General features: G+C 33.8%; 21 protein-coding genes. 11 read left to right on the top strand and 10 right to left on the bottom strand.

What is annotated here, in order from left to right:
• Window position 1 precedes the first annotated feature (1 nt).
• The 5 genes from AC8GF4_RS14505 to AC8GF4_RS14485 all read right to left on the bottom strand — a co-directional run bounded on the left by AC8GF4_RS14505 (window position 2) and on the right by AC8GF4_RS14485 (window position 2,079).
• Complete coding sequence (locus AC8GF4_RS14505; RefSeq protein WP_506595634.1) at window positions 2-424, bottom strand: type II toxin-antitoxin system VapC family toxin; 423 nt, start codon at window positions 422-424, stop codon at window positions 2-4.
• A complete protein-coding gene (locus AC8GF4_RS14500) occupies window positions 414-662 on the bottom strand; it encodes a DUF6364 family protein (RefSeq protein WP_506595633.1) in 249 nt (82 codons plus the stop codon). Before AC8GF4_RS14500 ends, AC8GF4_RS14505 begins: the two co-directional genes overlap by 11 nt.
• A 132-nt stretch (window positions 663-794) precedes the next feature.
• Window positions 795-1,091: a type II toxin-antitoxin system RelE/ParE family toxin gene (locus AC8GF4_RS14495; protein ID WP_506595632.1), complete on the bottom strand. Its 297-nt coding sequence runs from the start codon at window positions 1,089-1,091 to the stop codon at window positions 795-797.
• Window positions 1,088-1,339, bottom strand: a complete 252-nt coding sequence (locus tag AC8GF4_RS14490; RefSeq protein WP_506595631.1) for a hypothetical protein — start codon at window positions 1,337-1,339, stop codon at window positions 1,088-1,090. Before AC8GF4_RS14490 ends, AC8GF4_RS14495 begins: the two co-directional genes overlap by 4 nt.
• A gap of 194 nt (window positions 1,340-1,533) precedes the next feature.
• Window positions 1,534-2,079, bottom strand: a complete 546-nt coding sequence (locus AC8GF4_RS14485; RefSeq protein WP_506595630.1) for a HEAT-like fold family protein — start codon at window positions 2,077-2,079, stop codon at window positions 1,534-1,536.
• A 91-nt stretch (window positions 2,080-2,170) separates the two neighbouring features.
• Here AC8GF4_RS14485 and hpt point away from each other — a divergent pair, with 91 nt between their 5' ends.
• The 5 genes from hpt (at window position 2,171) to AC8GF4_RS14460 (ending at window position 8,810) form a co-directional block, all read left to right on the top strand.
• Window positions 2,171-2,701: a hypoxanthine phosphoribosyltransferase gene (gene hpt, locus AC8GF4_RS14480; RefSeq protein WP_506595629.1), complete on the top strand. Its 531-nt coding sequence runs from the start codon at window positions 2,171-2,173 to the stop codon at window positions 2,699-2,701.
• 31 nt (window positions 2,702-2,732) lie between these two features.
• Window positions 2,733-3,305 carry an adenylate kinase gene (locus AC8GF4_RS14475; protein WP_506595628.1) on the top strand — a complete coding sequence of 191 codons (573 nt, stop codon included), beginning with the start codon at window positions 2,733-2,735 and terminating at the stop codon, window positions 3,303-3,305.
• Between the two features lie 208 nt (window positions 3,306-3,513).
• On the top strand, window positions 3,514-4,788 hold the full coding sequence (locus tag AC8GF4_RS14470) for a hemolysin family protein (protein ID WP_506595627.1): 1,275 nt from the start codon (window positions 3,514-3,516) through the stop codon (window positions 4,786-4,788).
• A gap of 166 nt (window positions 4,789-4,954) precedes the next feature.
• Window positions 4,955-5,956 carry a GTPase ObgE gene (gene obgE, locus AC8GF4_RS14465; RefSeq protein WP_506595626.1) on the top strand — a complete coding sequence of 334 codons (1,002 nt, stop codon included), beginning with the start codon at window positions 4,955-4,957 and terminating at the stop codon, window positions 5,954-5,956.
• A 709-nt stretch (window positions 5,957-6,665) separates the two neighbouring features.
• A complete protein-coding gene (locus tag AC8GF4_RS14460) occupies window positions 6,666-8,810 on the top strand; it encodes a S46 family peptidase (protein ID WP_506595625.1) in 2,145 nt (714 codons plus the stop codon).
• Between the two features lie 60 nt (window positions 8,811-8,870).
• Here AC8GF4_RS14460 and AC8GF4_RS14455 read toward each other — a convergent pair whose 3' ends face one another.
• The 4 genes from AC8GF4_RS14455 to AC8GF4_RS14440 form a co-directional block, all read right to left on the bottom strand.
• On the bottom strand, window positions 8,871-9,860 hold the full coding sequence (locus AC8GF4_RS14455) for a glycosyltransferase family protein (protein WP_506595624.1): 990 nt from the start codon (window positions 9,858-9,860) through the stop codon (window positions 8,871-8,873).
• A gap of 13 nt (window positions 9,861-9,873) precedes the next feature.
• Window positions 9,874-10,689, bottom strand: a complete 816-nt coding sequence (locus AC8GF4_RS14450) for a UDP-2,3-diacylglucosamine diphosphatase (protein ID WP_506595623.1) — start codon at window positions 10,687-10,689, stop codon at window positions 9,874-9,876.
• Window positions 10,690-10,829: 140 nt separating this feature from the next.
• A complete protein-coding gene (locus AC8GF4_RS14445) occupies window positions 10,830-11,420 on the bottom strand; it encodes a Uma2 family endonuclease (protein WP_506595734.1) in 591 nt (196 codons plus the stop codon).
• A 70-nt stretch (window positions 11,421-11,490) separates the two neighbouring features.
• Window positions 11,491-17,769 (bottom strand): alpha-2-macroglobulin family protein, encoded by a 6,279-nt coding sequence (locus tag AC8GF4_RS14440; protein WP_506595622.1) that lies wholly within the window; start codon window positions 17,767-17,769, stop codon window positions 11,491-11,493.
• Between the two features lie 133 nt (window positions 17,770-17,902).
• Between AC8GF4_RS14440 and AC8GF4_RS14435 the strand changes: the two genes are divergently transcribed.
• Genes AC8GF4_RS14435 through AC8GF4_RS14410 form a run of 6 tightly spaced genes read left to right on the top strand, consistent with a single transcriptional unit; the run spans window position 17,903 to window position 22,702 of the window.
• The gene (locus tag AC8GF4_RS14435; RefSeq protein WP_506595621.1) at window positions 17,903-18,598 is read left to right on the top strand and encodes a tetratricopeptide repeat protein; all 696 of its coding nucleotides are present in this window, start codon (window positions 17,903-17,905) and stop codon (window positions 18,596-18,598) included.
• Window positions 18,599-18,644: 46 nt separating this feature from the next.
• Entirely contained in the window at window positions 18,645-20,000 is a 1,356-nt protein-coding gene (locus AC8GF4_RS14430; protein WP_506595620.1) for a UDP-N-acetylmuramate--L-alanine ligase, read from the top strand.
• A gap of 6 nt (window positions 20,001-20,006) precedes the next feature.
• The gene (locus tag AC8GF4_RS14425; protein WP_506595619.1) at window positions 20,007-20,480 is read left to right on the top strand and encodes a GNAT family N-acetyltransferase; all 474 of its coding nucleotides are present in this window, start codon (window positions 20,007-20,009) and stop codon (window positions 20,478-20,480) included.
• A gap of 44 nt (window positions 20,481-20,524) precedes the next feature.
• Complete coding sequence (gene radC / locus AC8GF4_RS14420) at window positions 20,525-21,247, top strand: RadC family protein (protein ID WP_506595618.1); 723 nt, start codon at window positions 20,525-20,527, stop codon at window positions 21,245-21,247.
• A gap of 9 nt (window positions 21,248-21,256) precedes the next feature.
• The gene (locus tag AC8GF4_RS14415; protein ID WP_506595617.1) at window positions 21,257-21,943 is read left to right on the top strand and encodes a YjjG family noncanonical pyrimidine nucleotidase; all 687 of its coding nucleotides are present in this window, start codon (window positions 21,257-21,259) and stop codon (window positions 21,941-21,943) included.
• Window positions 21,944-21,946: 3 nt separating this feature from the next.
• Window positions 21,947-22,702: a hypothetical protein gene (locus tag AC8GF4_RS14410; protein ID WP_506595616.1), complete on the top strand. Its 756-nt coding sequence runs from the start codon at window positions 21,947-21,949 to the stop codon at window positions 22,700-22,702.
• A 63-nt stretch (window positions 22,703-22,765) separates the two neighbouring features.
• On the opposite strand, the gene AC8GF4_RS14405 is transcribed toward AC8GF4_RS14410, so the two are convergent.
• Complete coding sequence (locus tag AC8GF4_RS14405) at window positions 22,766-24,043, bottom strand: replication-associated recombination protein A (RefSeq protein ID WP_506595615.1); 1,278 nt, start codon at window positions 24,041-24,043, stop codon at window positions 22,766-22,768.
• Window positions 24,044-24,268: the final 225 nt, after the last annotated feature.

The raw sequence follows: 24,268 nt of genomic DNA, 5'->3' as shown, positions 1-24,268 counted from the left end.
TTTATATTATTTTATTTAAAAATTCATCTGGAGTATATACATTAATTTCTGAAAATTTAAAATCTTTCAAATCTCTGGTTATAATGCAATCCATTGTGTTTATTGATTGTGCGGTAGTAATTTGAATGGCATCTTCAAAATCTTTATGGTTAGATTTTAAACTTTTTTTCAAAATAGATTCTGTAACGGCTATTATTGAAATAGTGTCTAATAAATCTTCAATGATAGAACGCAATTCTTTTTCGTCAACCACTCTTCTTGCAATATAATGCACTGTAGCAATAGAATGTGATGAAGAATACATTTTGATTTTATGCCGTTGGCAATAGTCGAAAATTGAAATTGCATTTTTTGAAAACGGTAATCGATTAGCAACGATATCAACCAAAATATTGGTATCAAGGAAGATATGTTTAAAAACCATATTTTTCTCTATAATGTTCTTCTTTTGCTTTTTCTTCGTCAAAATCGGGAGGAAGCGTTATTCTTCCAATCAATTTTTTTACTTTAGGATGAATATCATCTGCTATTTCTGATTTTTCTGTAAGATTTTTAAAGTAATTTTCTACCAATTCAGACAAACTTCTACCTGTTTTTTTTGCATACGATTTTGCGTCTTCAATAACGGTTTTTTCTAACGATAATGTGAGTTTAGTGTTCATATACGTGTAGTTTTTGCAAATGTACGGATATATTTTTATTTGGTATATTTTTGGAAATAGAAAAGTGTTTTTTAACCCTGATTTTGATTCGGAATATTAGGGAATTGTAGAAAATGGTTTGGAATAAGACAATTATAAAAACGTCAAATAGCTTTCGGGATTTTGACGGTTGTCTTTGAAAAGTAAAAATTCTAAAAAGTCTTTTTCTATGTTGACTTCATAGTAAAGTGAGGCGTTTTTATGTAGAATAATTTCTCTAATGTTGCCCTTATATGGTTTGCCTAAATAATTGTCTTTTAATAATAACTCTTCGATTTCATCTACCAAAATTATAAAATCGGATTCCACTTTTTCGTTCCATAAGAAAAGTAAAAAGTCTAAAATTTCAAAATAGGAACTAGTGGCATTGTGTGACCAAATGATTTTCATTTATGGGTCAATTTTATGCTTTCCATTCTTTCTTTTCTCATTTTTTTGATTTGTTCACTTGTGTATGTTTTCCCCTCACGAGCCTGTTCTTGCGACTTATCCAACAATTGATTCAGGATATTTTGTCCATATTCCGAGTTCCAACTTTTTATATTGGTTACGTCATCATAAATTCTGTCAATCATTTCTTCGGAATTTTCGTTCTGAATTTGTTCGATTAAGGCGGATTTTTTTTCTTGAAGGGTCATAGTCAATTGATTTATAAAACAAATTTACAAAATAAATAGTTGCAAAAAAGCAAAATAACTCCTTCGTAGCCCCGATGTGAGGGAAAATCCTTTTATTTTTTTTCTTTAAAAAAATAAAAGATTTGGAAGGACAGCGGGAACCAATACCAACTGAAAATGCCTAAACTTTCGCTCCTAAAATGGCTACTCTTTTTCTATTTTATTTTCTTCAAAACTTCTTTGGCAACAGCCTTGTACGCCGCAGTATGATTTGGAAAATCTTTGGTGATTATGGTTTTCAATTCGGGATGAATCCAATCAAAATGTTGGCCCAAAATGTATAAAGTACGCATTGAATAGGCTTTGGTAGCTACTTTGATATCGTTTATGAGCCAGTCAAAAGAGGTTTCTGTGATTTCTTCTAAATGCTTTTCAGAAAGTATTATTTCCTTTTTTTTATAATGAGAAATTACCAATAGCTGACAAATTTTGGCTGCAGGACGTATGGCACTTTCATCTTTAAGGTTTTTGATGTTGGAACAGAAAAAATCCAAATGTTCTTCAAGCCATTCCAATTTTTGATAACAAACAAATTCTAGAATCCAAAAGGCTTTTGATGCATTTTTGTACGAAACTTGAAAACAAAGACTAACCAACTCAGAGAAAAGCTTCGGATTGTCAAGAACTTCATTAGCGTATTTTTGCCGAATCACTCTGTATCCAGTTACATTTTTTAATTTTTTTTTGAATTCAGAGACCATCGTAAGTTTTTTTGGTTTAAAAGTACAAATCAATTGACAATTGTCAAAAGTGAAATCCCTATCTTTGCCAAATATTTTAAAACATATAACTGTGATACAACTACACGATAAACAATTTGTTCCGTTTATTTCAGCCAAAGAAATAAATTTTGCCATTGAAAAAATGGTAGCTCAAATAGAAGACGATTTTTTTGATGAAACTCCTGTTTTTGTTGGAGTATTGAATGGCTCTTTTATGGTAGTTTCCGATTTTTTAAAATTATACAAAAAACCATGTGAAGTTTCATTTATCAAATTGGCTTCTTATGAAGGAACGTCTTCTACAGAATCAGTAAAACAATTAATTGGATTAAACCAAGACTTAACAGGCAGAACTGTTGTTGTTATTGAAGATATTATCGATACAGGTAATACTTTGGAAGAATTGAAAAAGTTGTTTAAAAGTCAAAATGTTAAGCATTTTAAAATTGCAACACTATTCTTTAAACCAGATGCTTACAAGAAAGATTTGAAAATTGATTATGTAGGGATTCGAATTCCGAACAAATTCATTGTTGGATTTGGTCTGGATTACGATGGTTTAGGAAGAAACCTTCCTGAAGTATATCAATTAAAAGAATAAGCAATTAGTAAAAATCACATATTATAAAGAAATGATCAATATAGTTTTATTTGGAAAGCCAGGAGCAGGAAAAGGAACTCAGGCAGAATTTTTAAAAGAAAAATACAAATTAACACACATTTCAACCGGAGATGTTTTTCGTTATAACCTGAAAAACGACACTCCATTAGGTAAAGAAGCAAGAGTGTATATGGACGCTGGAGATTTGGTTCCGGACGAATTGACCACCAAAATGCTTATTGATGAGGTAAACAAACATTTGGATTCCAACGGAATTCTTTTTGACGGTTATCCAAGAACAATCGGTCAAGCCGAAGCATTAGATGCATTTTTACCAACAATTGGTTCAAGCGTAGCTGCTACGGTAGCTCTTGAAGCCGATGATAATATTCTGGTAGCAAGATTGTTGGAAAGAGGAAAAACCAGTGGAAGAGTTGATGATCAAGACGAAGAAAAAATCAGAAATCGTTACCAAGAATACAACGAAAAAACTGCTCCATTGATGGGGTATTATAAAGAGCAGAATAAATTTCACGCTGTAAACGGAATAGGAACTATTCAAGAAATTACCGAGAGATTGACAGCAGTTATTGATAATTTGTAGAAGCAATCTCCAGCTGTACGTTGCAAGTCCTCGTCCCGTTGTTTATTTTTCTAAAGCGCCTCATAAGCTTCTTTCAGTCGCTTTTGAGTCACTCATAAAAATTAAACAACAGGACTGTGGGCTTTTCACTTCCATCTGGGCTATGAAAATAAGATTACACAACAACGGGATGCTTTGAAATCCAAAATATAAACGAATTATCTAAACATTGGAAATAGTAATAATATTTTTTCTAATACTCTTAAATGGGGTTTTCTCAATGTCTGAAATAGCATTGATTTCGGCAAGGAAAAACAGATTGGAAACCGCAGCAAAAAAAGGGAACAAAAGCGCGCAAATCGCTTTGGATTTAGCCAATTCGCCCAATAAATTCCTCTCAACAGTACAAATTGGGATAACACTTATTGGAATACTTACTGGTATTTACAGCGGGGACAAAATCACCGCCGATGTGGAAACATTTGTAAAAGGATTTCACGTATTAGCACCGTTTTCACATTCAATTGCAGTAGGAATTGTTGTAGTAGTATTGACGTTTTTTTCATTAGTATTAGGTGAATTATTGCCTAAAAGAATTGGATTAAACCACCCTGAAGGTATTGCCAAAGCAGTAGCATTACCCATGAAAATTGTTTCGATAATCACGGCACCTTTTATTTGGCTGCTAATGTCTTCGACCGATTTTTTATTAGATATTCTAAAAATAAAGCCTACTGCCGACGGCAAAGTCACTGAAGAAGAGATAAAAGCCATTATTAAAGAAGGAACAGAAGGTGGTGAAGTTCAGGAAATAGAACAAGATATAGTAGAACGTGTTTTTCATATTGGAGATCGAAAAATCAATTCGTTGATGACCCATAGAAAAGCAGTTATGATTTTGCCTTTGCATGCGGATAAGAACAAAGTAAAGGAGTTTATGTTGAAAGAACTGCATTCTATTTACCCAGTTTATGGAGATAATCACGATGATATTGTTGGAGTAGTTAACTTGAAAAATATCTTCGCTCATTTTGAAAATGAAAACTTCAATTTGGCCGAAATTATGACAGAAGCTCCTTTTATGATGGAGCAAACCACGGCTTACAAAGCACTGGAACAGTTTAAGGAAACAGGAGTTCATTATGCATTGGTTTCAGATGAATATGGTGTTTTTCAAGGAGTAATTACTTTAAATGACATTCTTGAAGCATTAGTAGGGAATGCATCCGATTTTTATAAAGATGACTTCCAATTAATCGAGAGAGAAGACGGAACTTGGATGGTAGATGGACATTATTCACTACACGATTTCTTGACTTATTTTGAATTGGATGATTTGATAAATGATTATGAAGTTACCACCGTGAGTGGATTAATAATGACCGAATTGTCTCGTATTCCAAAAGAAGGGGAAAAGTTGATTTGGCAAAAATTTGAGTTAGAGGTCATCGATATGGATGGCGTGAAGATTGATAAAGTAATGGTTAAGGCCTTAAAAGGTTAAAATTTGGTTTAATAGTTTAAGAAGTTTAAAGTAGTCTAAAAGTTTAATAGTGTTCAAAGTAGTTTAAATTTAGTTAAAATTCAGCTAAACCTTAAACATTCTAACCATTTTCAAACATTTAAACCAGTTTTAAACCCTTAAACCTTTAAACTTTAAACAAAAGAATATGACAGAAGGGAATTTTGTAGACTACGTAAAAATTTATGTTTCTTCAGGAAAAGGTGGAAAAGGGTCTACGCATTTGCATAGAGAAAAATTTATTGAAAAAGGTGGGCCAGATGGTGGAGATGGTGGTCGTGGTGGACACGTATTTCTAGTTGGTAATAAAAGTCTTTGGACTTTGTTTCACTTGAAGTTTGCACGTCATATCAAAGCAGGTAACGGTGGAGACGGAAGTGGAGATCGTAGTACAGGAGCCGATGGTGATGACAAATACATTGAAGTTCCATTGGGAACAGTAGTAAAAGATAAAGAAACAGGAGAAACTTTATTTGAAATTACGGATGATGGAGAGAAACAAGTTCTTTCTCGTGGTGGTAAGGGAGGTCTAGGAAACTGGCACTTTAGAAGCTCAACCAACCAAACTCCACGCTATTCGCAACCAGGTTTGCCAGGTGTAGAAATGGATGTGATTTTGGAACTCAAAGTATTGGCAGACGTAGGTTTGGTAGGTTTTCCAAATGCAGGAAAATCGACCTTATTGTCGGTATTGACTTCGGCAAAACCAAAAATTGCCGATTATCCATTTACGACTTTAAAACCCAATCTTGGTATTGTAGCGTACAGAGATTTTCAATCGTTTGTAATTGCTGATATTCCTGGAATTATTGAAGGTGCCGCCGAAGGAAAAGGACTTGGTCATTATTTCTTGCGTCACATCGAACGTAATTCGACTTTATTGTTTCTTGTACCAGTTGATACACCAGACATTAAAGCAGAGTACGATATTTTGGTGAATGAATTGACAAAATACAATCCAGAAATGCTGGACAAAGAACGTTTGTTGGTCATTTCAAAATGCGATATGCTCGATGACGAATTAAAAGCAGAATTAAAAACAGAATTAGACGTTGCTTTCAAAGACGTTCCGTATATGTTTATTTCATCAGTCGCCCAACAAGGTTTGACGGAACTGAAAGACAAATTATGGAAAATGCTGAACGACTAATTTTTCGATTATAAAGAATTTAAAAAGTGTTTCCTCGTGAAGCACTTTTTTTATGCGCCTAATCCTGCCATCCACTATAGCCCTCAGTCAGTCTTTTTTTTTTGCTGGGGCTGGCAGGAGCTTCCTTTGGTCGCTCTGCCATTCCCCGCAAAAAATAGTCGACTTTCCTTCGGGGCTGTCGTTGCTGTCAGGGGCGGGATTCCAATAACCCAAGAAAGTTTATCCGAATAGAATGATAAACTAGGATGAATGTAGAATGAGCACGGAAGGCTTGGACTCGATTTTTTGTATTGTAAACCTGAGTTCGATTATTCAATAATTTGGTTTTCATTGGATATCCTGCAAGGTTTTTTTTAACCTTGTAGGTGTAAATCCAGACAACAAGATATCTACAAGGTTCTGTAAAAAACCTTGCAGGAACATTAGCAAACATAGTTTGTTTGTAAATAGGCTTTGCACTTTATAAATCGAACTCAGGTTGTGAACTATTTTTAGGGTTATCCATCTTTTCTGTCATTATATAATTCTTAAAATTTAGTTAATGATTACCTATTTGGTTGTGTTTAATGCAGTAATGTTTTAGTAAGATTATCAAATTGATTATATTCGCATCACTTAAAAAACAAATTTAAAAAGTGATTCTACCTCCTCTTCATAGAAATTAAGTCGAGACTGTCTCCTTTTTATTAAAACCAATTAAAATAGATTTATGAAAAAAATTGTATTATTCTTAACCATGTGTCTAATGGCTTTTCCTGTAAGAGCCGATGAAGGAATGTGGTTTTTGATGTTTATCGAAAGATTAAACCATAGAGATATGGCAAAAATGGGCTTGCAATTGACAGCCGAAGAAATTTACAGCATCAATCATCATAGTTTGAAAGATGCAGTAGTCCAATTTAACGGAGGTTGTACTGCCGAAATTGTTTCAAAAGAAGGATTAGTATTGACCAATCACCATTGCGGGTACGATGCTATTGCAGAACTTTCTACCGAAGAACAAAATTATTTAAAAAATGGATTTTGGGCCAAAAGCAAAAGCGAAGAATTAAAACCAAAATCATTATACGTTCGTTTCTTTGTTCGAATGGATGATGTTTCCAAAAGAATTTTATCAAAAGTAAATGATAAAATGACCGAGGCAGAACGCAACAAAGCCATTCAGCAAGAAATTGCTTTAATCGAAAAAGAAAATAACGAAGGAGGTAAATACACCGTTTCTGTTCGTCCTTTCTTTCAAGGAAACGAGTATTATTATTTTGTTTACCAAGATTATAAAGACGTTCGTTTGGTAGGAACACCAACAGAAAGTCTTGGTAAATTTGGGGGTGATACAGACAACTGGGAATGGCCTCGTCATACTGCCGATTTCTCTATGTTTAGAGTATATGCCGATAAAGATGGAAATCCTGCAGAGTATTCAAAAGACAATGTGCCTTTGCAACCGAAACACCATTTGCCAGTAAATATTAAAGGGCTTAAAGAAAATGATTATGCAATGATTCTAGGTTATCCTGGAAGAACCAACCGATGGATGCCATCAGGTGGTATTGCACAAAATGTTGGATATGCATTTCCAGCTTGGGTTGAAGGTGCCAAAACGGGTATGGATAATATGAAAAAGTATATGAGCAAAGATGCGGGTGTAAACTTGAAATATGCTTCTAAGTATGCTTCTACTGCCAATTATTGGAAAAATCGTCAAGGTATGATTGACGCTTTGACTAAAGCACAAACGGCTACTACAAAATCAAAAGAAGAAGCAAAGTTTAATGACTGGGCTAATAAACCAGAGAACAAAGAAAAATACGGTACGGTAATAGCGACTATTAATGATTATTACGCAAAAACAAATTTAAAATCACGTCACGATAATTACCTTTCTCAATTAATGAGAACGGCTACTTATGGTGCTGGTCCTTCGGTTTTAGGGAATGCTTTGATTGGATATTATAATGAAAATGAGGCTAAAAGAGCTGAGTTGCTCCCTAAAATTAATGGTTTGATTGAAAACTACTTTGGTGAATTTTACGCTCCATTAGAGAAAGATATTCTTACGGCTCAATTAAATTTATATGCTTCTAAAGCGTCTGAATATGGTTTGGCGCCTGAAGTTGGTAAAATGAAAGCTACCAATAATGGTGACTTTACATCGGATGTGAATAAAGCAATCTCTGGGAGTATTTTTGCTAACAAAGAAACGGTTGAAGCTTTTATGAAAGATCCTAAACCAGGTATGATCGTAGTGGATCCATTATATGTTATTTCAAATGATTTAATTACCAAAATTAGAGCTAAAACAGCAGAGCAACTAAAAGCAGACGATGATTTTGCTATTGCTTACCGCAAATTAGTCGAAGGTTTGAGAGAATCTAAATTAAATACGATTCAGTATCCTGATGCCAACTCAACCTTGCGTTTGACTTACGGAAAAGTACGTTCTTTACCAGCAGATAAACGAAATGATGCCAAAGTGAATAATTATACAACAATGGCTGGAATGGTAAATAAATACAAAGCAGGTGATGCCGAATTTGATTTACCAGCTCGTTTGTTAGAATTAAACAAAGCCAAAGATTTTGGTCAATATGCTGATAAAGCAGGATATATGCCAGTCAATTTCTTGACCGACAATGACATTACTGGTGGAAATTCTGGTTCTCCAGTATTGAATGGTAAAGGGGAGTTAATTGGTGTGGCATTTGATGGTAATATCGAAGCGATGGCTGGAGATGTTATTTTTGACAAAAAATTGCAAAGAACCATCAATCTAGATATTCGTTTTGTTCTTTGGATTATTGATAAATATGCGGGAGCAAAAAATATTATTGATGAAATGACTATCATTAAATAATATTTTTCTTTTTAGATAAAAAGCCGTCTCATTTTTGTAATGAGACGGCTTTTTTATTAGTTAATCATGATAAGTATCAAATAAATACTGAAGTGTCTCATTGACATTATTGGCTTTCATGGTTGGATATTTTGTAGAAGAGTAAAGCCAATTTTCTATTATTAAATCAAAATCATCGCCAACTTCATATACAACTGGAACTCCCAATTTTTTAAGCGCCGCCGCATTGCATTCTTGTTCATAATGTTTCCTGATTGGAATAGAAAGTATTTTTTTGCCAAGATATAAAGCTTCAGCAGGCGTTTCAAATCCTCCGCCAGTAATAATTCCTTCGCATTTTATAAGACTTTTGTTGAAGTAGTCTTGATTTACTGGAAAATAGGTAACATTTTTTATGGTGTGTTTTACTTGAACATCATTTAAAAACCAATGAAACTTCAAATTAGGAAGTTTATTAAAAGCTTTTTCCAAGCAATCCTTTTGAAAAGAGGGTAAATACACAGTGATATGCCCGGAATTTTTTGGTTCGGCATTTAGAATTTCATCTTTGATGATGGGAGGATAAATAAATTCATCGTATTTGTCAAAATGCAACCCAATATTTTTTGGAGAAGGTGCATAATGTTTGAGAATCATTTCTCCCATAACACTTTTATGGTTGGGTCTGGGTGTTTTAGGAGATATAAAACTGGCTTGGTGTCCAAATTGTATCGAATGTACTTTTTGCATTTTGCAGGCCAACGAAGTAATTGAGTCAAAATCATTGATAACCACATCATAGTTTTTTAGTGGTAAAGCTGCTGCATCTTTATACATTTGCCTAGGTTTAATGTTTTTGACAATATCCCAATAATCCAAACCACCGCATTTACTGTAATGCAAACTACAGCCTTCACTTTTAAATTTTATAGGCAAATTGACATCTAGGCTGGCATTGTTGCCGCTCATGAAAAAATCAACTTCACCAAATTTTTGAAGATATGGATATAATTGAATGGCTCTGCTGATGTGACCGTTACCTGTTGCCTGAATAGCGTAAAATATTTTCATTGTTGCTGTTGTTTTAGGAAAGAATTTTGTTGACAATGTCATTAACCACTTTTTCCTCAATGGAATCACTGTCTTTGTAATGATCTTTTTTATAATGATAAAGGCTCCATTTTTGCTTTTTATATTCTAATGCAGTTAGGTTTTCTATCCAGTCCCCGCTATTTAAATACATTACTTTTCCGTGTTCATTTTCTATTTCCTTCATCTGGGGTTTGTGTATATGTCCACAAACAACGTAACTGTACTTTTTTTGGATGGCCACATCTGCAGCAGTAGTTTCAAAATTGGAGATAAAAGAAACTGCTTTCTTAACGCTGTCCTTAATCATTTTGGAATAACTTCTTTTTTCTTTGCCCAAAAGTCCCAAAAACCAATTAATTAAGCTGTTGATTAAAATCAATAAATCGTATCCTTTTCCTCCAAGTTTGGCTAGTATTTTTGCATATCCCTGAGTCGAAGAATCGAATACATCTCCATGGAAAATCCAAGTTTTTTTACCATCTAAATCAAGAATAAGTTTGTCAACCAATTCAAAATTTCCTAGAATAAAATCAGTGTATTTGCGCAAAGCTTCATCGTGATTTCCGGTAATGTAAATTACTCGTGTCCCAAGATTGGACATTTTTATAATTTGCCTTAAAACGTTCATGTGAGCGGCTGGAAAGTAGCTTTTAGTGAAACTCCATATATCGATGATGTCTCCGTTTAAAACCAAAGTTTGAGGGTTTATTGATTTTAAATATTGCAATAATTCTTTGGCGTGGCAGCCATAAGTGCCTAAATGAACGTCGCTTATGACTACTAGTGGAATTTTTCTTCTTCTTTTCATATTTAGTTTTTACGAAAGTAAGACCGTTATGTTATGTCAATGTATTCCCAGTATTATTTATATATAAAAAAACCGTCGAGTTACTAGAACAAGACGGTTGTGGAAATATTTGAATTTTTAAAATTAATTTGGGACAAATATTAATTGAAAATTTCTTCCAAAACAAAATCCAATTGTGGAAATAAAGGGCTTTTTATTTGATCTTCTTCAATCAAAGGATGTATTCCTATAAATTGTTTTTCTTTCAAAATATAAATCAAAATGGTTTTGTCGGCGGGATTCACAATCCAATATTCTAAAACACCTGCTTCTTCATACAAATCAAATTTGTATTTCATTTCTTTTTTGGAATTACCAGGAGAAAGTATTTCGATAACTAAGTCTGGCGCACCAAACGCACCTCTTTGGTCTAACTTGTTTTCATCACAAATAACACATAAATCAGGTTGTACCACTGTGAAAATTTCACTGTCATTCGTAGATTTCTTTTTGTCCAATAATCGAACATCAAAAGGAGCATAGAATAAATTATAAGAATTATTTTTGAGTCCTTTCCATATAATTACTGCCAAGTTACCCGAAATTTTTTGATGTAAAGTGCCAGGAGAAAGGCCCATTTTAGAAATTTTCCCTTTGTATAACTCAACTCTTTCATCAAACTGCCAACTGAGATAGTCTGCATAGGAATACGTTTTATCAAAATCCAATTGGTTGATGTCAGTTATCATAATTGATTTATTTGTTACAAATATAAGAAAAATTGAAGTGCGATTTTGAACGTCATTTTTAGTGGCTTTTGATTCACTCTTTCACATTCACTCTAATTCCCTTAGTATGACTGGTATATTCTGGAGCATACATACTTTCAATAGTTGAAATTCCATTAGAGAAATTTCCAGTGTTGTTTACTCGAATGTCGTTTTCCAGTACATAAGTTCCTTTGTTTATTCGGTCAAAAAAGAAATGGGTTGCAACGTCTTTGGTACTTTTATAAAACCCCAACCCTCCTTGATATTGATAGGAGGAAAGCACATCTATAGGTTCAAAACACGAAGCTCGCATGTCTTTTAAGTGAATAAATTCTACATCTTCTTTGGATGTAATAATTAAGCGAACGGTAACCAAATCACCAATCTTTATTGGATTTTTTGTTATGATTTTTTGTAATATTTCGCCTTTGTCGGTATTTTTCTTTAAATACAACTCTTTGGAAACCGACAAGTTGTTGTTCAAATTGTTTTTTATTTTATCTAAATCTTCAAAATATTGCCAGTAAACACCTCCATAACCAGGCACTTTCGATTTGTTAGTAATAGTTATTGTTGCCATATCTTTTTTGATTTCATCCGCTTTCCAGTTCAGTTTTATGTAGCCTGTCTCGGCTTCTTTTTCATTTTCGGACAGTTTTTTGCTCATTATTTTCTGCTCGCCAATCTGGAAAGTAGTATTGTTTTTTACGCTCAACCAATCAGAGCCTTGCATCAGTAACGCATACACGGCTTCGGTGGTGGCTTTTGTGGTGGGCCAATTTTTGGTTTGTTTATTTTTAAGTAACCAAACTTTCATTGCATCGACAGATTTAGTGTCTTTGTCCACTTCTGAAAAAGCTTCAATTAATAATGCTTGGGTTTCAATAGGAGCTTGGTACCAATACCAACCCGATTTGTTGGCAATCCAATACATTCCCCAATCTTCATTGTTTGAAGCGGTTTCTTTTAGACTTTCTATTATTTTTTTGGCAGATGAGGTTTCTCCAAAACGATTCAATGCCAAAGCAGTCATTCCTTTTTCATACAAAGAATAGTTTAGCCAGTTTTCCTTGGCCGTTTCTAAATAGCGCTTAGTTATTTTCTTTAAAGTATCGGAAGGCGGATACTCTTTTAAATAAAAACTGCGGGTATAGAGATAATGCAAATCGGAATTGGGATTTAGCCAAATTAATTTGTCAGTTGCTTTCAGATTTTGAGTTCTAATTTTATGATATTCTAAAAATTTGCTATCAATAAACGGAATGCCTTTTTCGGAAATGGCATCTATTTTTTCAATAGTTGCATCATCAGCATTTAATTTTGCCAAATGCCCTAATCCAGCCAAAATATGTCTGGTGATGTATTCGTTTTCGTCACTTCCGTCAAACCACGCAAATCCGCCAGAAGGTTTTTGCTTTTGTTTTAATTTGTCAAAAGTGGCTTGTTGCGTGCTTTTCATTTTTTCTAAATCAAAGAGCAAGGCCAGTTTCTTTTTCTTTTCGTCTTCACTTTGAGCGTCGTTTAGCCAAGGCGTTTCGGCAAGAATAATCGATTTTAGTTCTTCGTTTTCTTCCAGTTTGGAATTCAGTTTTCCGTTTTTTCTCCAAGTTTCAAAAATCGTAGCGATTTTTGGATTACGGGAAATGATTTCCGAAGCCAAAGCATTGGCATAAAAACGGGCGAAGGTTTGTTCGGCACATTCGTGTTCGTATTCCATTAAATATGGCAGGGATTGAATCGCCATCCAAGATGGATTGGAAGTGTATTCCAGCGTAAACAGATGGCTTTTTAAAGTAGTGGAAGTGTTGTTTTTGAGATTCTCAAATGTGTATTCTTTCTTCGAATTTTCTCTCACCCAAATCGGAATACTTTCAGTAACCAGCATATTGTTTGTCAAAACGGGCAAGATGTTTTCTTCTCCATCAGAGAAATTTCCAGCTTTTGCCAAAATTTTATATTGAACTCCTTGCAGTCCTTCTGGAATGGCAATTGTCCAACTGGCAGTTGAATTTCCAAATGCACCAATAGTGAAGTTTTTGATGTTTTTTGTATTTATCATTTTTGCATCTATGGGTTGCATAGTCGTTGCATCAAAAAGCTGTAAAATAGCAATTCCTGTTTTGGATTCTTTGGTGATATTCGAGATCTTCGCACTGATCACAATTGTGTCTTTTTCTCTAAAAAATCTAGGGAAATTAGGCATTACCATTAATTCTTTTTGAGTGATAACGCTTTTTTCCAAATAGCCGGTTACGGCATCTTTATTGTGTGCCAATAAACGAAGTTTCCAAGCAGTTAAGGCTTCGGGAGAAGTGAAATTAAAACTTACTTTCCCTTTCGAATCTGTTTTTAAATTCGGGAAAAAGAAAGCCGTTTCAGATAGATTTTTTCTTGCTTTTACTTGAGTTAGTGCTTCCAAAGATTTTTTCGTTGTAATGATGATGACGCCATTTTTTCCTTTTTCTCCGTATAAAGCTTTTGCTTTGTCTCCTTTTAAAACATCCATCGAAAGAATATCTGATGGATTGATTAATTTTATTTGTTCAGCATTCATAGGTTCTCCGTCTACTATATATAATGGATTGGTTGTTTTTCCATCAATACTTGCTGATCCTCTGACTGTAATGTCTTCAGCTTTGGCTACTACTGGTTTCACAAATTTAACTTGGTCTACTTTAGGAGGTGGAGGAGGTGATACAAGGTTGTTTTTCGTGTCTTTACGGCTTTCTTCGTTAACTGTCAATACCGCATCGGCATCTCCTTTAATTGTTTCATTTCCAACTTTTTTATCTTTAATATCATCGAAAGACATTACAAATCCATAAGTGGAGTAATTAATATCAAATCCAAACCATTTTAATAGAGTTTCTTCATTTTGAAATTCCAATGGTTTTGATTCTACATTTAGATTTTGGATATAAATATTGGTTTTATCAAATCCTAAACCGGTTCTGAAATACACGCCATTATTATTATAGTCATAAAAGTTCAATGCGCCCCATTCCGTTTTGGTAAATTGGTCTAATGAACTGTCATACATGGATGCCAAAATTTCGGCTTCCGATTTGGTATTGGAAGCATTCAATTTAAATGACCAATTTTCATTACTTCCAGGCTGGATTTTATTTCTAAAACTTTCGACCAAAAATTCCATCTTGGGTTCGTCAAATTTTAATTCAATTTCTAATTGGTCATTGAAAGCTTGATTTTCAAAAATACTTTCAAAACTAATTTTCAGGGACTTTTCGAAATCCTTTTGAAGCGGAATCGTAATGGTAGCTTGATGGTTTTCTAAAACTATATTTTTTTCATAAAAAGAACTGTTTTTATAATTAGCAATAGTATGAATATGCAATGTGTCCAATGTTGAGCGGATCTGAACGATTACAAAGCCATCTTTCTTCGGGTCTTTATTGATTTGCTCAACAGTGAATAATTTATTTGGGCTGTATTTGTCTTTGTTTTGTATAATTGAAAAATTAGAAACAGTTTCGATAGGATTTTCAAAACTGTCTTTCGCAGAAAAGACCACTTTATAATTTCCAGATTGATATTCGGATATAAAATCGAGAGCGAGTTTTTTGTCTTTTTCAGTATCTATTTTTTTAGAAAACACCAAGGTTTCTGTTGGTTTTTTGGAAGTTTCAGAGTTAATTTCGTAAGGAAATAATTTTTCAAAATCGGCATCAGGAATAGTGCTGATTTCAGGTTGTTGAAAAACTCTAGATTTGAATTTATTTGGAAACGGACTTACAAAATACAATTTGATTTCGCCTTTTACGGCTTTAAATTCACCATTCAAATTGGTGCTGTTCAAAGTGATTTCATTTTTGTTTTTCGTTTCAATGCTGTTTGGAATAGTAGCATTCAGCACCAAATTATGATAGCCCACTTTGATAGTGGTTACCGCAGTATGCGTTTCTCCGTTGATGTCGGTTACGCTTGCGTTAATTCGATAATTAAAAACAGGAAGTTGTTCCTTACTCGCATTTTTAGACGGTTTTGCAATGAAATCAATCACAAATTTTCCAGAAGCATCTGTCTTGGTTTCACTACTTACTAAAATTTCTTCGGGCTCGTTATTATAATAATTTCGGAAAGAATTCGTAAAACGAGTTATTGTATACGTTACTTTGGCATCCGAAATAGTGCTTCCCGCAAATGCTTTGGCAGTTCCTTTTACCGTAACCGATTGATTCACCTGAAAGCTTTCTTTTTTCGGTTCAAATGTTACTTCAAACTTCGGACGCTTGTATTCCTCTACTTTAAAATAAGTGCAGGAGTTTTCAAAATCTACGTTATCCCAAAATGGATGCTCGTCTTTTGTTTTAAAATAAATAACATCTTTTTTGTAATCTACAGGTTTTTCTGCTTGAATTCTAAAATTTCCTGTCAAGCCCGTTTTTGGTAAAACAAATTCACCAGAAAAGGAACCAAATTCATTTGTGGTAACTTCAAATTCTTTAGAGTTGGTGTAATTAGGATCTTGGATGGTTATTTTGAAAGAAGTATTGGGAACAACACTTGATTGGTTTTTCTTTTTTTGAATGGCAATTCCTTTGTAATAAACGGTCTGTCCTGGTCTGTAAATGGCGCGATCCAAGTAAAATTCTATCTTGCCTTTAAAGTTTTTTTCTTCGTCATTTCCAGAATAATCAGCACTATAGGCAAGATAGTTTTTATGGATTAAAATGGTGTCGTTCGCCGTTGTTAGTAAAATGGGATAAGAATTGAAATAGCTGTTTTTGTTTTCTTTTGGTTCATAGACTGCTAAGCCATCCGCATTGGTTTTTATCTCGAAATAGCTTGATTTCAAAGAGACATTTGCCATCGGTTTTCCTGTTTTTCTATCGAGAACAGTATACTGTTCTTTGCCTCCTTTTGAATTTGCCAAAACCGAAATATTCGAAACTGTGATGGTTTCGTAGCCAAATCCTTTTTTGTCTTTGGAGTCAGTTTCGCTTTCAAAATAAACCAAATAACTGCCTGTCTCCATTTGTGGCAAAAGGATTTCAGTGGTGTATTCAAAATAGTCTTTTTTGTCAATAAGGTAGTAATTTTTTGTAATTAATGGTTTTTTATTAGTTATAATTTGAGTGGCCAGACTGTCTAGTTTGTTAGGGGTATTATGAAATTCGGCAATTTTACTGTAGTTTATTTTATAAAAGGAAATCGTTAAATTGTTGGTGTTTTTATATCGAATAAAAGCTCTGGCATTCTCTTTATTGTAAATGTATTTTTGAAGTTCGACTTGAATTGTTTTTGAAAGCAGTTCTTCCTTTTTTTGAATCGCGAGTTTGTAGGTGTTCGAATTATTGTTAATAGTTAAAATGCTTTCTAATTCGGCAATCGCTTTGCTGTTGTAATCAGGATGCGTTTCCTTGGAGGCCAATCTGGCGTGGGTATTAGCCTTTTCTAATTGAATTTTTTGCAATTCAATTACTTCTTTTGTTTCTTTTTCTAAATCAATTAGGGCATTCAATAAATCTTCATCCGATTTTATAAGATAGTTGGAACAAAACAGTATGCGTTCTAATTTATTTTCAATAGTTGGTGCATCAGCTTCTAGTTTTTGATAAAATGAAAGCACTTTTTTTACATTTTCATCTTTGATAAGATCAAGATTTAATTTTAAAAAGGCATCAGTATTGCCTAAAAGAATGTTTTTATAATTTTCATATTCTTTTGGTTGAAAATTCCATTCGTATATTTTTGATTTATAAAAAGCAATATTTTCTTTTAACAAATAATCAAACAGATTTTCTTTTTTGAATTTTTCTAAAGTAAAAAAATCAAAAATAGCTTCATAATTGGTTAGTGGTGTTGTTTTTAAAACAGCTTCATTTTCCAGCGTTTTTTCGAAAATAGCATTTATTTCTATCTCTGATTTAAAATTGGCAGTTGCTTCAGGAAGATTCTCATCAACTGCCGTCGCTATAGAATCAACAACTACTGCCACTTCTTCATCTAAACTGACTGAAGTATCACCGTAATAGGAATACTCGCTCAAACATTTTCCGTAAACCAAATTCAAAATTGCTTGAGACGGAATACTTACTTGCTTAATTTGGGATTTTAAATTATTTAAAATTTTAGTTTGTGCATTTTCATCCACAACTTGTAAATACTTAGACGAATAGAAAAAACACTTAATAATTTGGACTTCTTCTTTTTTGGCGAACGCCTTTTTGTAAATTTTAGCAACAATTTGATTGGCCGTTTTTATTTTGCCTTCATTTTCATTTTTAAGGACTTTGTTCCAGTCTTTTTCGTATTGTTGGGCAAATAAGGATGTTGATATAAAAAGAAGAATTAAATAAATATTTTTCATAATAGGTTTTAAGTCGTGTTGTCTCCTTTTTTATATAAAAAAAAGTCGTTTTTATTAAAAATAATTTTCGTACAAATTACTAATTTTTACTTAAAAACAAATTATACTTGTTCCATTTTCTTATTTTTGAACAATGAAAAAAATATTGATTTTATTTTTGCTATTTCCTTTCCTAATTTTCGCTCAAACCAATTTCGAAAAAGGAGAGAAATTGTTTGTTGATGGAAAATTCGAACAAGCAAAACCATTGTTTGAAAGTTATATTAAAAGCAATCCTAACCACCTAAAAACTATCGAATATTTAGGGGATATTTCAGGTCAAGAAAAATCTTGGGACAAGTGTATTGAATATTATAAAAAACTTAAAATATTAAAGCCATCTGAAGCCAATTATTACTACAAATATGGAGGTGCATTGGGAATGAAATCTTTGGAAGTCAATAAATTCAAAGCGTTAGGAATGATTAGTGAAGTTCGTTCTTCTTTTGAAAAAGCCATCGCTTTAAATCCAAAACACTTAGAAGCGCGTTGGGCATTAATCGAACTGAATCTGCAATTGCCTGGAATTGTTGGCGGAAGCGAATCCAAAGCCATAAAATATTCAACAGAGTTACGCGAATTATCTCCAGTTGATGGGTATTTATCCCGAGGTCATATTGAAGAATATTTTAAAAGATATGGACAAGCCGAACAACAATACAAAAGAGCGGTATTAATTGGCGGATCTAAATTGTGTTACCAAAAATTGGCCGATTTGTATAAAAACAAAATGAAACAACCCGATAAGTCCAATACCGTTTGGGAAGAATATAAAAACAGAAAACAATAATTAAATCGAGTAGTCGGTTAAAGATCAAAGATAAAAAGTACTATAAATGAGAACACATTTCATTGCCATAGGCGGAAGCGCAATGCACAACCTAGCATTGGCATTACACAACAAAGGATATCAAGTTACGGGAAGTGATGATGCTATATTTGAACCATCAAAATCTCGTTTGGATAAAAAAGGAATTCTGCCAGCCGAGTTGGGTTGGTTTCCTGAGAAAATCACCACCGATATTGAAGCCATAATTCTTGGAATGCATGCCAAAGCTGATAATCCGGAACTCTTGAAAGCTCAGGAATTAGGACTTAAAATTTATTCGTATCCAGAGTTTTTATATGAACAGTCCAAAAATAAAACCCGTGTCGTAATTGGTGGTTCTCACGGAAAAACTACTATTACTTCGATGATTTTGCACGTGATGCATTATCACAATATTGAAGTCGATTATATGGTAGGAGCGCAGCTAGAAGGCTTTGATACAATGGTTCATCTTACCGAAGAGAATGATTTTATGGTTTTGGAAGGCGATGAATATTTGTCTTCACCAATTGACAGAAGACCTAAATTTCATTTATACCAACCAAATATTGCCTTGATTTCGGGAATTGCTTGGGATCATATCAATGTTTTTCCAACCTATGATTTTTATGTAGAGCAATTTGAAATTTTTATTGATAAAATTACAAATGGCGGGATTTTGGTTTACAATGAAGACGATGCCGAAGTAAAACTTGTTGCTGAAAAAGCAACAAATCCAATACGAAAATTGGCGTACCATACTCCAAAATACACCGTAAATGATGGCGTAACTTTATTGGAAACACCAGAAGGTGCAATGCCTATAGAAGTTTTTGGCGCTCACAATCTAAATAACTTGGCTGGAGCCAAATGGATTTGTCAAAATATGGGTGTAGATGAGGCTGATTTCTATGAAGCGATTGCCAGTTTTAAAGGTGCATCCAAACGTTTGGAAAAAATTGCCGAAAGTAAAACCAAAGTGGCTTACAAAGATTTTGCCCATTCACCTAGTAAAGTAGCAGCGACTACTAAAGCGGTGAAAGAGCAATATCCAAATCGTACAGTAGTTGCCTGTTTGGAATTGCACACCTACAGCAGTTTGAATGCTGAATTTTTAAAAGAATACGAAGGTGCCTTAGAATATGCCGATGTTGCCGTAGTTTTCTATTCTCCGGATGCGGTTAAAATCAAACAATTGGAAGAAGTAACGTATGACCAAATTGCCAAGGCTTTTAATAGAGAAGATTTAATTATTTACACGAATCCAGCAGCTTTCAAAGACTATTTGTTTAATCTAAATCTGGATAATTCAGCTTTGTTGTTGATGAGTTCTGGGAATTATGGAGGACTGAACTTTGATGAAGTAAAAGGATTAATTGAATAAAACACCATGGGAGATTCCATTAGAATTGTAAAAACGACCAGCGAAAACCCTGATTTTTTATCGTTGATAAAGACATTTGATGTATACCTGTGGGATCGTTACCCCGAATTGAAAACCAATTATTGGGGAAATAATATCATTGAATTGAATCGTAATGTTGTTGTTATTTATTTGGATGAAAAGCCCGTTGCTTGTGGCTGTTTTAAAAAATACGACAAAAACACGATAGAAATTAAGAGAATGTTTGTTGCTCCAGAAGCTCGTGGATTGGGTTTAGCCCAAAGAATATTACAGGAATTGGAGCAATGGTCACTAGAATTAGGATATTCGATTTCTATTTTGGAAACCTTGTATAAACAGCAAGAAGCAATTAGTCTGTATCAAAAAGTAGGATATGAAATTGTAGATAATTATGAGCCTTATGTGGGTTTGGAGAATAGTATTTGCATGAGAAAACAAATAGTAAGGATTGATTTGTAAAAGAGGTAATTTAAAATGGTGTATATTTAAATCTTTATGGAATTATGATTTTAGACGATTCTAATTCCCCCTTCGGAGGGCAGGGGGCTTTTCCCATTACCAATTGGTCCGAAGACGACAAGCCACGTGAAAAATTAATGCTCAAAGGCAAAAGTGTTTTGAGCGATGCCGAATTAATTGCAATACTCATTGGATCGGGAAGTCGAAACGAATCGGCGGTAGATTTGAGTAAACGAATTTTGGCCAGTGTCGATCATAATTTGAATGCTCTAGGTAAATTGTCTATTGCACAATTGATGAATTTTAAGGGTATAGGAGAGGCCAAAGCCATTTCCATAATTGCCGCAATGGAGTTGGGAAGACGAAGAAGAAATGAAGATGCAATTGAGTTAACAAAAATAACTTCAAGTAAAGCTGTTTTTGACATTATGCAACCCATAATAGGAGAGCTACCTCACGAAGAATTTTGGGTTTTGTTTTTGAATAATTCCAACAAAATACTTTTCAAAACACAACTGAGTAAAGGCGGAATGACAGGAACAATGGTTGATGTTCGAATTGTTTTTAAATTGGCTTTCGAACAAAATGCAACGGCAATAATTCTCACGCACAATCATCCTTCCGGAAAATTACAGGCCAGCGATGCCGATATTCAAATAACCAAAAAGATTAAAACCGCAGGTCAACAATTGGATATTCCAGTTTTAGATCATATAATTATCACAGAAACGGGGTATTATAGCTTTGTTGATGAAGGAATATTTTAAATTACATATATGAAAAACAAAATAACCGATATATTCTTCGACTTAGACCATACACTATGGGACTTTGATGTCAACTCAGAGTTGGCTTTTCAAGCTATTTTCAAAAAGGACCATCCCACAATTCAAATTGCTGATTTTATAGAAAAGTATGCTCCGATCAATCAAGCCTGTTGGAAATTATACCAGTATGATAAAATAACTCATGCTGAATTAAGGTATAATCGTCTTAAACACACTTTTGACGCTTTGGAATATTTTGTTTCTGATGAACAAATAGAAAGTATTGCCCATGATTATATTCAGTTATTACCCGAAAATAATCGCTTGTTTAATGGAACAATCGAAGTGCTGGAATATCTAGAAAAAAAGTATAAATTGCACATTATTACCAACGGTTTCGCCGATGTACAATACAAAAAAATTAACAATTCAAATCTTGGAGGTTTTTTTAAAACAATAACCAATTCCGAGATGGCGGGGGTTAAAAAGCCCAATCCTATAATTTTTGAATATGCCCTTAATTCGGCAAAAGCCAATAAAGAAAACAGTGTCATGATTGGAGATTGCCTAGAAGCAGATGTGCAAGGAGCATTAGATGCAGGATTAGACGCCATTTTTTTTAATGACAAGAAAGTACAAGCAAAACAACATATTAAACAAGTAACTCATTTATTAGAACTAAAAAAATATTTATAAATCATGAAGACTAAATTTCTATTCTTATTATTTCTTATTTCAAGTTATGCTTTTTCTCAATCGATCAATGATTATGTGGCAGTAATAGTTCCTGTAAAGTATGATTTTGTTAAAAGCGAAAATCAATATCGACTCAATACATTAACAAAGTTCAATTTGCAGAAAGCAGGTTTTGAAGCTTTTTATACCAATGAAAACACCTCAAATCAATACAATGATAGATGTAAACTTTTGTATGTAGACGTTTCGAAAGAAAACGGATTTATGACGACTAAATTATTCATAACTTTCAAAGATTGTAATGGTAAAATTATCTTCAAATCCGATATAGGAAAAAGCCGTGAAAAAGATTTTGAAGTTGCTTATACTGAGGCATTGAATATGGCTTTTGAGTCTATTTATGCATTGCAATACAAATATAATAGTGCTGCAATTGGCCAAAATCCGGGAATAGTTTCTCCAGTAATTGTACCTGTTGCTGCTACAGCTGTAGTTGCTGCTGTTGCTGTAAATGTATCAAGTGGTAGTGCAGAAACAGATGGGAAAGTGTTATTTGCCCAACCCATTAAAAACGGATTTCAATTAGTGGATATTACTCCAAAAGTAGTTATGAAAGCCTATAAAACTACAAACCCATCAATTTATATAGCTTCCAAAGAAAATACACAAGGGGTTATGGTTCTAAAAGAAAACCAATGGTTCTTTGAATATTATGAAAAAGATACTTTAATGTCAGAGAAATTAACAGTAAAGTTTTAATCAGCAACAATTTTCAACTTCAATTGCAATATTTCTAAATTCATAAAATTGCTATCTCAAATCTCAATACCCGTATTTGTCTTTCCATCTGTTTTTAAGGAATTCACGAGTCGTATTTTCTCTTGAATTAGTCCCTGGAACATAAATAGGGGTATTGCTTAGAGCGTCTGGTAAAAACTCTTGCTCTGCGAAATTGTTCGCATAATCGTGAGAATATTTATAGTCTTCGCCATATCCTAATTCTTTCATTAATTTGGTAGGCGCATTACGCAAATGAATGGGTACGGGCAAATCTCCAGTTTGTTTGACCAGTTGTTGTGCCGTACCAATCGCCAAATACGAAGCATTACTTTTAGGCGAAGTAGCCAAATAAATAGCACACTGACTCAAAATAATTCGGCTCTCTGGATAACCAATTGTCGATACAGCCTGAAAAGCATTATTAGCCATAATAAAAGCAGTAGGATTGGCATTCCCAATATCTTCACTAGATAAAATCAACATTCGTCTGGCAATAAATTTTACATCTTCGCCACCTTCAATCATTCGAGCCAACCAATAAACCGCCCCATTGGGATCACTGCCACGAATCGATTTTATAAAAGCCGAAACAATGTCATAATGTTGTTCACCACTTTTGTCATACAAAACCGTATTTTGCTGCACCAATTCAAAAACACGTTCGTTGGTAATCAAGACTTCGTTATCAGTCGAAGCGTTTACGACCAGTTCAAAAATATTTAATAGCTTTCGTCCATCACCTCCGGAAAGTCGCAACAGCGCTTCTGTTTCTCGCAGTTCAATCTTTTTTGAGGCCAAATGAGCATCCATTTTCATCGCTCTTTGTAGTAAAAGCTCCAAGTCGGCTTTAGTAAAAGCATTCAGAATATAGACCTGACAACGAGACAATAAAGCGGGTATCACTTCAAAACTCGGATTTTCGGTAGTTGCGCCAATTAATGTAATCCATCCTTTTTCGACAGCAGCCAACAATGAATCCTGTTGCGATTTACTAAAACGATGAATCTCATCAATAAACAAAATTGGGTTTTTGGCTGTAAATAACCCACCACTTTGTTTCGCTTTTTCAATTACATCCCGAATGTCTTTCACCCCAGAGTTAATCGCGCTTAATATGTAAAAAGGACGTTTCGACTCTTGAGCAATAATTTGCGCCAAAGTAGTTTTCCCTGTTCCTGGAGGTCCCCAAAATAGTAACGAAGGAATAATCCCTTTGGCAATTTGTTGTGTCAACGAGCCGTTGGGTCCTACCAAATGCGATTGACTGATATAATCTTCTAGTTTTTGTGGGCGTATGCGTTCTGCGAGTGGTGCTTCCATTAATTGATTTTAAAATCTGAAATCGTTAATCTTCAATCAAAAATCTAACGATGGTAAAATTAAACATTCTATTTGTATTTCAGTAGCTATTTCCAGCTGTCCACTATATCTTTTCTTAAGGTGAAGAAAAATAACCTTAAGAAAAGGATGCCGTTTCCATCTGGGCTAGGGCATGCGTTTTCATAATAGAAATTATTTTATATGACAAAATAGCACTAAATTGCT

This window comes from Flavobacterium rarum (SeqCode), from assembly GCF_965234445.1.
GTDB classification, from domain to species: Bacteria; Bacteroidota; Bacteroidia; order Flavobacteriales; family Flavobacteriaceae; genus Flavobacterium; species Flavobacterium rarum.
The sequence above is the reverse complement of the archived record's forward strand: the minus strand, read 5'-3'. Positions and strand labels throughout refer to the sequence as shown.